This is a genomic window from Pseudomonas sp. MN1F (genome assembly GCF_009391885.1).
GTDB lineage: Bacteria > Pseudomonadota > Gammaproteobacteria > Pseudomonadales > Pseudomonadaceae > Aquipseudomonas.
Genome location: NZ_VZII01000078.1, coordinates 1 through 11,489 on the forward strand (window position 1 = coordinate 1; position 11,489 = coordinate 11,489).

At 64.4% G+C, this 11,489-nt stretch carries 8 protein-coding genes and 1 pseudogene; 5 read left to right on the forward strand and 4 right to left on the reverse strand.

The window, feature by feature from the left end:
* The first annotated feature begins 106 nt into the window (after window positions 1–106).
* Window positions 107–1,498 (forward strand): aspartate aminotransferase family protein, encoded by a 1,392-nt coding sequence (locus tag F6X59_RS28155; RefSeq protein WP_152959324.1) that lies wholly within the window; start codon window positions 107–109, stop codon window positions 1,496–1,498.
* Window positions 1,499–1,614: 116 nt separating this feature from the next.
* Here the strand turns inward: F6X59_RS28155 and F6X59_RS28160 are convergent, their stop codons facing one another.
* The 3 genes from F6X59_RS28160 to F6X59_RS28170 are packed head-to-tail and all read right to left on the reverse strand — an operon-like array spanning window position 1,615 to window position 6,165.
* A complete protein-coding gene (locus F6X59_RS28160) occupies window positions 1,615–3,030 on the reverse strand; it encodes an efflux transporter outer membrane subunit (RefSeq protein ID WP_152959325.1) in 1,416 nt (471 codons plus the stop codon).
* Between the two features lie 3 nt (window positions 3,031–3,033).
* Window positions 3,034–4,998: a MacB family efflux pump subunit gene (locus F6X59_RS28165; protein ID WP_152959326.1), complete on the reverse strand. Its 1,965-nt coding sequence runs from the start codon at window positions 4,996–4,998 to the stop codon at window positions 3,034–3,036.
* A complete protein-coding gene (locus F6X59_RS28170) occupies window positions 4,999–6,165 on the reverse strand; it encodes an efflux RND transporter periplasmic adaptor subunit (RefSeq protein ID WP_152959327.1) in 1,167 nt (388 codons plus the stop codon).
* Window positions 6,166–6,369: 204 nt separating this feature from the next.
* Between F6X59_RS28170 and F6X59_RS28175 the strand changes: the two genes are divergently transcribed.
* From F6X59_RS28175 to F6X59_RS28185, 3 genes are all read left to right on the forward strand, one after another.
* Window positions 6,370–6,846: a sigma-70 family RNA polymerase sigma factor gene (locus F6X59_RS28175; RefSeq protein ID WP_372240567.1), complete on the forward strand. Its 477-nt coding sequence runs from the start codon at window positions 6,370–6,372 to the stop codon at window positions 6,844–6,846.
* 166 nt (window positions 6,847–7,012) lie between these two features.
* Window positions 7,013–7,492: a histidine kinase gene (locus F6X59_RS28180; RefSeq protein ID WP_152959328.1), complete on the forward strand. Its 480-nt coding sequence runs from the start codon at window positions 7,013–7,015 to the stop codon at window positions 7,490–7,492.
* Between the two features lie 70 nt (window positions 7,493–7,562).
* On the forward strand, window positions 7,563–8,888 hold the full coding sequence (locus F6X59_RS28185) for an MFS transporter (RefSeq protein ID WP_152959329.1): 1,326 nt from the start codon (window positions 7,563–7,565) through the stop codon (window positions 8,886–8,888).
* Between the two features lie 71 nt (window positions 8,889–8,959).
* On the opposite strand, the gene F6X59_RS28190 is transcribed toward F6X59_RS28185, so the two are convergent.
* A complete protein-coding gene (locus F6X59_RS28190; protein WP_152959330.1) occupies window positions 8,960–10,642 on the reverse strand; it encodes an electron transfer flavoprotein-ubiquinone oxidoreductase in 1,683 nt (560 codons plus the stop codon).
* A 531-nt stretch (window positions 10,643–11,173) separates the two neighbouring features.
* On the opposite strand from F6X59_RS28190, the pseudogene F6X59_RS28195 reads away from it, so the two are divergent.
* A pseudogene (locus F6X59_RS28195) lies at window positions 11,174–11,489 on the forward strand (electron transfer flavoprotein subunit beta/FixA family protein); the annotation flags it as partial.

Sequence of the window (11,489 nt, forward strand, 5' to 3'; positions counted from 1 at the left end):
GCCGGCACTGGCAACGCAAAATCCCGCAACAACCGCTAAATCCTCCCCGCACTCAAGCGTTTTCCAAGCGATAACTGCCCATTCGCTTGCTTGCGAGGATTCACCCATGTCCACCGCTACCAGCCTTGCCCAGGTCCCGCCGGCCAGCGCGCCGCAACCGTTGTACGAGTTCAGTGACTCGCCCTTGCTGCAACGCCAGCAGCAACAGGAATCCAATGCCCGCAGTTACCCCCGGCGCATCCCGCTGGCGCTCAAGCGCGCCCGTGGCATCTACGTCGAGGATGTCGAAGGCCGCCAGTTCATCGACTGCCTGGCCGGCGCAGGTACCCTGGCCCTGGGCCACAACCACCCGGTGGTGATCGAAGCCATCCAGCGCGTGCTGGCTGACGAACTGCCGCTGCATACCTTGGACCTGACCACACCGGTCAAGGACCGCTTCGTCCAGGACCTGTTCGGCATCCTGCCCGAAGCCCTGCGCCGTGAAGCCAAGGTGCAGTTCTGCGGGCCGACCGGCACCGACGCGGTAGAGGCGGCGCTCAAGCTGGTGCGCGGCGCCACCGGGCGCAGCACCGTGCTGGCCTTCCAAGGCGCCTACCATGGCATGAGCCAAGGCGCGCTGAGCTTGATGGGCAGCCACGGCCCCAAGCAGCCGCTGGGTGCATTGCTGAGCAATGGCGTGCAGTTCATGCCGTACCCTTACGACTACCGTTGCCCGTTCGGCCTGGGGGGTGAAGCCGGGGTCAAGGCCAACCTGCATTATCTGGAAAACCTGTTGCTGGACCCGGAAAGCGGCGTGCCGTTGCCTGCGGCAGTGATCCTTGAAGTGGTGCAGGGCGAGGGTGGGGTAATCCCGGCTGACCTCGAGTGGCTCAAAGGCGTGCGGCGTATCACCGAACAGGCCGGCGTGGCGTTGATTGTCGACGAGATCCAGAGCGGCTTTGCCCGTACCGGGCGGATGTTCGCCTTCGAGCATGCCGGTATCGTGCCGGATGTGGTCACGCTGTCCAAGGCCATTGGCGGCAGCCTGCCGCTGGCGGTGGTGGTGTACCGCGACTGGCTGGATACCTGGAAGCCAGGTGCCCACGCCGGCACCTTCCGCGGCAATCAGATGGCCATGGCGGCCGGTTCGGCGGTGATCAACTACCTGGTCGAGCATCGTCTGGCCGAGCATGCCGAGGCCATGGGCCGGCGCTTGCGTGAGCATCTGCAACGGCTGCAGCGGGGCTATCCGCAACTGGGTGATATCCGTGGCCGTGGCCTGATGCTTGGAGTGGAGTTGGTCGACCCGCAGGGTCAGACCGACGCATTGGGTCACCCGCCTGCCAATCGGGTGCTGGCACCCAAGGTCCAGCGCGAATGCCTCAAGCGTGGCCTGATCCTCGAACTGGGCGGGCGCCATGGCGCCGTGGTGCGCTTCCTGCCGCCGCTGATCATCAGCGCCCAGCAGGTCGATGAGGTGGCGCAGCGCTTTGCCGAGGCGCTGGCCGCGGCCGTTTGAATCCGGCAGGGCCGCCTTGCGGCCCTAACGTTCACCCAGCTCGGTCGCAGGCTTCACCCTGGCATGGAGCGCACTTTCCAGCGGCAGGTTGGCCAGTTCGCGCACGGCATGTTGCATTAACCGTTGTCCGCTTTCGCTACCTGCCAGCCACCCCCTAACGCCTTGTACAACGCCACGCTGCCCTGCAGGCGCGCCAGGCGCAACTGTGCCTGCTGGTCCTGGGCGAGATAGAGCGTGCGCTGGGTTTCGAGCACGCTCAGCAGGGTCTCGGCCCCGGCCGCGTAGCGCCGCTGAGCCAGGTCGAAGGCCAGGCGCGCCTGCTCGACCTCCTGGTCCTGCCACTGGCGCTGCTGTTCGACACCGTGGATGGCATTGAGAGCCTTTTCGACATCGGCGAAACCGGCCAGGATGCTGCTGCGGTAGCTTTCCAGCAGCTCGTCCTGCTCGGCTTCGGCCAGCTGCTGTGCCGCTCGCAGCCGGCCGTTGTTGAAGATCGGCGCGACCAGGCCGGCGGTCAGGGTGTAATAGGAGCTGTCGAAGACCTCGGCCAGGGTGCGTGCGCCAGTGCCGAGGTTGGCGCCCAGGGTCACTTTTGGCAGCAGGGCGGCCCTGGCCACCTGCACATTGGCGTTGGCGGCGGCCAGGCGTGCTTCGGCGGCTGCGATGTCCGGGCGGCGGGCTAGCAGCTCGCTGGGCACGCCGCTGCCAATGTGTGGCCAGTTCACGCTTGCCAGCGCTTCGCCCGTACTGGGCAGAGCCTGGACCGGGTCGCCCAGCAGTGTGGCCAGGGTCACACGGTTGTCCTGCCACTGCTGCTCGAGCAGCGGCACTTGCCGCTGCTGGACGGCCACCAGGCTGCGCTGCTGGGCCAGTTCCAGGCGGGTCGCGGAGCCGGCGCGCTGACGTGTCTCGACCAGGCCCAGCACATCACGGGCGTTACGCAGGTTGAGGCGGGCGATGCGCAGTTGTTCTTCCAGGGCCAGGCCCTGCAGGTAACTGCTGGCCACGCTGCTGACCAGCGTAAGCTCGACCGTCTGGCGATCGTAGCGGCTGGCGTCAAGGCTGTGCAGGGCGCTTGAGCGGGCCGCGCGCAGGCCACCCCAGAAGTCGATCTCGTAGCTGGCGACCAGCTGCATGCCGAACGATGTGCTGGTCGGTTCGTACTTGCTGACATCGAGCTGGTCGTAGCCCTCGCCGTGCAGCAGGCGCTGGCGGCTGCCGTCGAGTTCGAACCTGAGCTCCGGCAGCAGCGGTGCTCCGGCGATCACTGCCCGTGCCTGAGCCTGGCGCACGCGCGCCGTGGCGGCTGCAAGGTCGTGGGCATTGGCGCGGGCGCGTTCGACCAGGCGGCCCAGTTCGGCGCTGTCAAACGCCTGCCACCACTGCGCCGAAGGCAGGCTGGCAGAGGACGGGGCGGTTGCGCCTTGCCAGGCCGAGGGTGCAGCGATGCCGCTGGGTGGCGCGGGTGGCAGGCTGCAGGCGGCGAGGCCCAGGCACAGGGACAACAGGCTGATGTGGCTTGGCAGGGTCATGGACTATTCGCTGGTGAGGGCTTTGACCGGGTCGAGTCGGGCGGCTTTGCGGGCTGGCATGAAACCGAACACGATGCCGGTGAGAACGGCGCAGGAGAACGCACCGAGCATGGCGGGCAGGGTGAAGGCCACGGCCACCTTGCCCAGCATCAATGCGCCGCCGATCAGCAGGGCCAGGCCGATGCCGGCCATGCCGCCGACCATCGACAGCATCACCGCTTCGCTGAGGAATTGGCGCAGGATGTCGTGCTGGCGTGCGCCAGTGGCCATACGTATGCCGATTTCGCGGGTGCGCTCGCGCACGGTCATGAGCATGATGTTCATCACCCCGATGCCACCGACCAGCAACGAGATCGCGGCAATTGCCCCGAGCATCAGCGACAGGCTGTTCTGGGTGCGTGCCTCTGCCTGGATCAGCGCGGCCGAGTTGGTCAGTTCGAAATCGTCACGGCCCTGATGACGCTGGCGCAGCAGGTGGTCGACGGCGGCTTCGGTTTCATCGACGCGCGCCGCGTCGACGGCGGCGACGGTGATGTAGTCGGGGTCGCGCTGGCCGAACAGGCGGATCGCCGCCGCCGAGTAAGGCACCACGATGCGCCCGTCGGCATCCTGGTCGCCGGAGCTCGCGCCTTTGCCAGCGAGTATGCCAATGACCTGGAAGGGCACATTGCCGATCAGCAGGTACTGGCCAAGCGGGTCGCGGTCAGGTTCGAGCATCTTCTCGCGGACTTTCTGGCCGATCACCGCCACCGCTGCACCACTGGCTTCGTCGGCATCGGTGAAAAACGCCCCTTCGACCGCCGGCCAGTTGAAGATCAGCGGGAACTGGTTGTTGTTGCCGCCCACGTAGAAGCGTTGGCTGTTGTTGCCATGGCGCACCATCACCTTTTCGCCCAGCACCGGCATGATCTGCCGGACCTGCGGCAGCTGGCCGATGGCGGCGACATCATCAAGGGTAAGGGTGCCGGCAGGTTCGCCCAGTGTGGCGGGCTTGCCGTTGAGGTAGAGGATGTTCGAGCCGAAGGCGGCCATCTGCGCCATCACCTGGCGCTTGCTGCCTTCGCCGACGGCCAGCATGACCACCACCGAGGCGACCCCGATGACGATGCCGAGCAGGGTCAGGGCGGTGCGAAAGCGGTTCACCCACATCACCCGCCAGGCGGCTTGCAGGGCTTCGAGCAGCTCGCCCTTCCAGGCCCCGCGCAAGGTTGCGCCACGGTCCAGGCGCTGGCGCAGGTCGTCGGCTTGCAGTGCTTGGCGGGGAGGGCTGGGCACCGGGTCGGTCGCGGTGTCGCTGATCATCTGGCCGTCGCGGATCTCGATCACCCGCTGTGCGCGCGCCGCCACCTTGTGGTCGTGGGTAATCAGGATGATCACATGGCCCTGGCTGGCCAGTTCGTCGAGCAGCGCCATGACTTCGGTGCCACTGTGGCTGTCGAGCGCGCCAGTGGGTTCGTCGGCGAGGATGATATGGCCACCGTTCATCAGCGCCCGGGCGATCGACACCCGTTGCTGCTGGCCACCCGAGAGCTGGTGCGGGCGGTTGGCGCTGCGGCTGGCCAGGCCCAGGCGGGCGAGCAGGGCGGCCGCACGGGCATGCCGCTCGCTGGCGGGCGTGCCGGCATAGATGGCCGGCATCTCGACGTTTTCCTGGGCCGAGCCCGAGGGGATCAGGTGGTAGCCCTGGAACACGAAGCCGAACGCTTCGCGGCGCAGCCAGGCCAGCTCATCGTTGGCCAGTTCGGCCACGTTCTTGCCGGCGAAGTGGTAGCTGCCCGACGTCGGGCGGTCGAGGCAGCCAAGGATGTTCATCAAGGTCGATTTGCCTGACCCGGACGCCCCGACGATGGCGACGAACTCACCGGGGTGGATGCTCAGGCTGATGCCGCGCAGCACCTCGACCTTGGGGCTGTCCTGGCCACCGTAGGATTTGCGGATATCGACCAGCTCGATCAACGGCGCAGTCATTCAGCCTCCGCTGGCGCTGGGGGCGCCCATCAGCAGTTGCTCACCCTCGTTGAGCCCGTCCAGCACCTGAACGCGCAGGCGGTCGCTGAGGCCGGTGCGCACCTGGCGCTGCACCACCTTGCCGTGCGGGTCGAGCACCCGAGCCATGAACAGGCCGGTGCTTTCGTCCAGCGCGGCAAGTGGCACGGTCAGCACCTGGCTGGCCTGGCCAGCGACGAAGAATACCTGGGTGGTCATGTCGGCCATCAGCGCGCCATCCGGGTTGTCGACATCCAGCAGCACGGTGTACTGCACCACCTGGTTACCGGTACTGCCAGCGCTGGCCGGGCTGCCTCCGCCCTGGCTGGCGTGTTCGAGCGGCTTGGGCGGGATCGGCAGGATCTGCCGCACCGTGCTGCTCCAGCGGCGCTTGCCACCGGCCAGCGTGGTGAAGTAGGCGGTCATCCCCGGCTTGACCTTGCCGATGTCGGCTTCGGACACCTGGGCCCACACGGTCATGGGTGACAGCTTGGCGATGCGCAGGATCAGCGGCGTGCGTTGCTGGGCGTTGAGGGTCTGGCCTTCGCGGGCGTCAACGGCTACCACCGTGCCGTCCATCGGCGCATAGATACGCGTGTAGCCCAGCTGCGCCTCGTCGCTGCGCAGGCTGGCCTGGGCCTGGCGGATCTGGGCCTGGAACATGTCGATACGCGCCTGGGTGACCTTGATCTGGGCTGCTGCGGCCTGTACGTCCTCGTCGCGGGTGGCGCCGGCAGCGGCAAGATTGCGCTGGCGCTTGAGTTGCTGGCTGGCCAGCTCGAACTGCGCACGCTGTTCGGCGAGCTGGGCTTTGAGGTTGTCGATCGAGAAGCGCCCGGCATCCAGCCGTGCCTGCTGGGTGGAAGGGTCGATCTCGACCAGCAGTTGGCCCTTGCGCACCGGGTCACCCGCTTCCACGTGCAAGGTGCGGATCTGCCCCGAGGCCTGGGCCCCCACATCCACGTAACGCCGGGGCTGCAAGGTGCCCAGGGCCGTCACACTGCTTTCGATGTCTGCCCGGGTAACCGTGACGGTACCGGGCGGTTGCGCGCCGAAGGGCAGGGTTTGCCAGGCCAGCAGGCAGCCCAGGCTCAGCAGGCCCACGGCTGCGAGGATGAACTGGCGGCGGGGGGAGGTTAACGGGCTCATGCGGACTTCCAGCCTGGGTAGTGGTCACGCGCTGCCAATCGTGGCGCGCACCGAAGTCCCAGATAAACGAAGGCTGGCCGGACGGATTTAGCCTGAACGAGCGGGTAGTGGGCGTGTTGCTGAGAATAGTTATAATTTGTACTATCACAGCCTGGTCTCACTCAGTCCCGCACGTGGGTTGCCAGGACGATTTCAGGTGCTGTTGTGGAACATTACTATCGCGAACTGGTGAGCTTCCTTAGTGCGCGCCTGGGCAACCGCCAGGCTGCGGAGGACGTTGCCCACGATGCCTATCTGCGCGTGCTGGAACGTACCGACAGCGCGCAGATCGAGCATCCGCGAGCATTCCTCTACCGTACTGCGCTCAACCTGGTGATCGACCGGCACCGACGCCATCAGGTGCGCCAGGCCGAATCCCTGGATGCGCTGGATGCCGATGGGCGCTTGCTCAGCGCAGAGCTGCAGCAGGACCTGCAACTCGACCAGCGCCTGGCCATGATGCAAAAGGCCCTGGATGAACTGAGCAAGGTGTGCCGGGACTGCTTTCTGTTGCGCAAGCTCGATGGCCTGTCACATCAGCAGATTGCAGAGCGCCTGGGTATTTCCCGCAGCCTGGTGGAAAAGCACATCGTCAATGCCATGAAACATTGCCGAGTGCGCATGCGGCAGTGGGAGTCCTGAATGTGAAGGGCAGGTGAAAATTCTGTGTGATGGCCACTTGATTTCTCCCCGTTTCCCGACAACTATCTAAATTGACCCCTCCAGGTGCAGCCCTGGTGGTTGCCTGTTGCTGGCGCAGTTTGGTCAGGGAGCTGTCCCTCATCCACCTGACGGCCCAGGTCCGACAATGACAAACAAGACCCTGCGCATCCTGATTGCCGACGAGCACCCGCACCAGCGTCTGCAGCTGGAAAAACTGCTCAATGGCCTTGGTTATTACCGGATTGCCCCGGTCGAGTCTTTTGAAGAGTTGCAGCGCCTGGTGCAGTGCGCCTTGCAACCGTTCAACCTGTTATTGGGCAATATCGAGCTGGCCAGCCATGCCGGCGTCGACCTGGCACGGTTCTGCCGGGTCAGTACGCAGATCCAGCATGCCCTGCTTTACCATTCGCAACACCTGAAAGTGCCTGTGGTACCGCAGACCGAGCGCCAGGCCGTCAGTGTGAGCCTGCCGCAGGTGCCGGATAACGACGCGCTGCAATCCTTCATGGCGATCATCGACAGCCCCGTGCTGGTCGGCAAGATTGCCCTGCCTTCGGGGCTGGCGGGTGGCGCGGCGCATGCGCGCAAACCGAGGAACTTCGGCCACACCGTCTTCAGCCGTTAGTGGCGTTGCTGGGGCAGGGCGGCGGGCATTTGCTATCCTCTTGCCCTTTGCCGAACTGCGGACTCCTGCCATGACTGCCATCGATACCGCTCGCCCGCCCCGGTTCAGCCGCGGCGACCACCGGACCCTGGGCCTGGCGGCACTGGGCGGCGCGCTGGAAATCTACGATTTCATCATCTTCGTGTTCTTTGCCCTGACCCTCAGCCAGCTGTTCTTCCCGCCGCAAATGCCTGAATGGCTGCGCCTGCTGCAGAGCTTCGGCATCTTCGTCACCGGTTACCTGGCGCGGCCGCTGGGCGGCATCCTGATGGCCCATTTCGCCGACCACCTCGGGCGCAAGCGGGTGTTCAGCCTGAGCATCCTGATGATGGCCTTGCCGTGCCTGCTGATCGGGGTGATGCCGACCTATGCCGATATCGGCTACGCGGCGCCGCTGATCCTGTTGGCACTGCGCATCCTTCAGGGTGCCGCCGTAGGTGGCGAAGTACCCAGTGCGTGGACCTTCGTTGCCGAGCATGCGCCAAACGGGCGTCGTGGCTATGCCCTGGGCTTCCTGCAGGCGGGGCTGACCTTTGGTTACCTGCTGGGGGCGCTGACGGCGACAGTGCTGGCGCATGTGTACACGCCGCAGGAGATTCTTGATTACGCCTGGCGCTACCCGTTCCTGCTCGGCGGGGTATTTGGCGTGATCGGGGTGTGGCTGCGCCGCTGGCTCAGCGAAACCCCGGTGTTCCTGGCCTTGCGCGAGCGTCAGGAGCAACCGGTGAAATTCCCGCTGCGACGGGTACTGGGCGAGCACCGCTCGGCGTTGATCCCGGCGGCACTGCTGACCTGCGTACTGACTTCTGCGGTAGTGGTGCTGGTGGTGATTACCCCGACGGTGATGCAGCAACGTTTCGGCATGACGGCGGGGCATACCTTCGCCCTGAGCAGTGTGGGGATCGTCTTCCTCAATATTGGCTGCGTGTTGGCCGGGTTACTGGTCGACCGCCTGGGCGCCTGGCGCGCACTGATGGTCTACAGCCTGCTGCTGCCGCTAGGTATCGGTGCGTTGTACGCCAGCCTGGTGGGGCAGTGGGGCATGACCTGGCTGGCCTATGCACTGGCCGGGCTGGCCTGTGGCGTAGTGGGTGTGGTGCCGTCGGTGATGGTCGGGCTGTTCCCGGCCGAGATCCGCGTTTCGGGGATTTCCTTCACGTACAACGTGGCTTACGCGCTGTGGGCCAGTACCACGCCGCTGGCGCTGATCGCACTGATGCCATGGAGCCCGTGGGTGTGTGTCGGCTTCTGTCTGGTCATGGGTACGGTGGGGCTGCTGACCGCCTTGTATTTCGGGCGTCGTGAGCCGTTGGCGTTTGCGGCGGAGCCGATGCCGGCCATGTGTGCTGACAAGTAGCCATAGCTGATGCACAAAAGCCCCCGGCTCTCACGAGTCGGGGGCTTTTTGTTGTTGCAAGGGCAGCGGCCTTACATGTTCGGGTAGTTCGGCCCGCCAGCGCCTTCAGGGGTGACCCAGGTGATGTTCTGGGCCGGGTCCTTGATGTCGCAGGTCTTGCAGTGCACGCAGTTCTGCGCGTTGATCTGGAAGCGCTTGCTGCCGTCTTCCTGGCTGACCACTTCGTACACGCCCGCCGGGCAGTAGCGCTGCGCCGGTTCGTCGTACAGCGGCAGGTTGCTGGCGATCGGCACGTTCGGGTCGGTCAGTTTCAGGTGGCAAGGTTGTTCCTCTTCGTGGTTGGTGCTGGAGAGGAATACCGAGCTGAGCTTGTCGAAGCTGAGCTTGCCGTCCGGTTTCGGGTAGTCGATTTTTTTCGACTCTGACGCAAGCTTGAGGCAGGCATAGTCCGGCTTGGTGTCGTGCAGGGTGAATGGCAGCTTGCCGCCGAACCAGTTCTGGTCGACATAGTTGAAGGCTGCGCCCAGCAGGGGGCCGAACTTGTGCATGGCCGGGCCGAAGTTGCGGCTGGCGAACAGTTCCTCGTACAGCCAGCTGGCCTTGAAGGCGCTGACGTAACCGTTGAGCTGATCACCGCCTTCGCTGCCGGCGATCAGAGCATCGGCGACTGCTTCAGCAGCGAGCATGCCGGACTTCATCGCGGTGTGGCTGCCCTTGATCTTGGCAAAGTTCAGGGTGCCGAGGTCGCAGCCGATCAGCGCGCCGCCGTTGAATACCATTTTCGGCAGCGAGTTGAAGCCGCCTTTGCAGATGGCACGGGCACCGTAGCTGATGCGCTTGCCGCCTTCGAGGTACTGGCTCATCACCGGGTGGTGCTTGAGGCGCTGGAATTCATCGAACGGCGACAAGTACGGGTTGGCGTAGGAGAGGTCGACGATCAGGCCGACTACCACCTGGTTGTTTTCCAGGTGATAGAGGAACGAACCGCCGGTGTTGTCCTTGCTGGTCACGTCCAGCGGCCAGCCGGCGGTGTGCACCACCAGGCCCTGTTCGTGCTTGGCCGGGGCGATTTCCCAGATTTCTTTCAGGCCGATACCGTAGTGCTGGACGTCGGATTCGCTGTCGAGGTTGAAGCGCTTGATCAGTTGCTTGCCGATATGGCCACGGCAGCCTTCGGCGAACAGGGTGTACTTGGCACGCAGTTCCATGCCTGGGGTATACAGGCCGTCCTTCGGGTTGCCTTCACGGTCGACACCCAGGTCGCCGGTGACGATGCCGCGGACCACGCCGTTTTCGTCGAACAGCGCTTCCTGGGCGGCGAAGCCCGGGTAGATTTCCACACCCAGGTTCTCGGCCTGCTGGGCCAGCCAGCGGCACAGGTTGCCCAGCGAGATGATGTAGTTGCCGTGGTTGTGCATGGTCTTGGGCACGAACAGGTCCGGGACCTTGGTCGAGCTGCCGGCGTCCTTGAGCACATAGATATCGTCGCGCTTCACTTCAGTGTTGAGCGGCGCGCCGAGTTCTTTCCAGTCGGGGAACAGCTCGTTCAGGGCGCGGGGTTCGAAGACTGCGCCGGAGAGAATATGAGCACCTACTTCGGAGCCTTTTTCCACCACGCAGACGCTGATCTCGCTACCGGCTTCGGCGGCCTTCTGCTTCAATCGGCAGGCGGCGGACAGGCCCGCAGGGCCTGCGCCGACGATGACCACGTCGAATTCCATGTATTCGCGTTCCACAGGTTCTCTCCTACTCATCAAGGCTCGTGCTGTTGCTTTGTCTTATGGGTGCTTGCGTGCAGCGGCGCTTCACTGGCGCGAAACTGTAGCTACGCAATGGACGGACTACACCGTTTTGTCTTGGGGCGCATTATATCTACACCACTTGGCGGGTCCAATACAAACGTTTGTTTGAATTTGCCGGAGCCCAGTAAAATCACAGGAACGCGGCTGGAAGGTGACCGATTTGCCGTATTGACCGGATTGGGTGTTACGGTCAAGATACGAGCGGTTTTACGTTCGCCGTAGGCTTGCAGCCGGGCGCAGGTACACCTCTAAAGACCAGGTGTGGAGCAGGGTTTTCGGTATATAAGCCGATTTGTAGTGGAGTTTACACGCCACGACAGAAAATGACCCGTGGGTATTTGCCGCAACAGTCGCGTCAAGACTGCTCGGTCACCATGAAGTTTGCTCCTCCCGGTACGTTTTTAGAGGTGCCCTTGTACCCACGCGCATCGCAGGGCTCTGCCCCTGGCGACTATCTATTCACCGGAGAGTAACGAGGAATCCATGAAGGTTCTTGTAGCTGTCAAACGAGTGGTCGACTACAACGTCAAGGTTCGCGTCAAGGCGGACAACTCCGGCGTCGACCTTGCTAACGTCAAGATGTCCATGAACCCCTTCTGCGAAATCGCCGTGGAAGAAGCCGTACGCCTGAAAGAGAAAGGCGTCGCGACCGAGATCGTCGTGGTCTCCGTCGGCCCGACCACCGCTCAGGAGCAGTTGCGTACTGCCCTGGCACTGGGTGCCGACCGCGCCATCCTGGTCGAAGCCGCTGACGAGCTGAATTCCCTGGCCGTGGCCAAGGCACTGAAAGCCGTTGTCG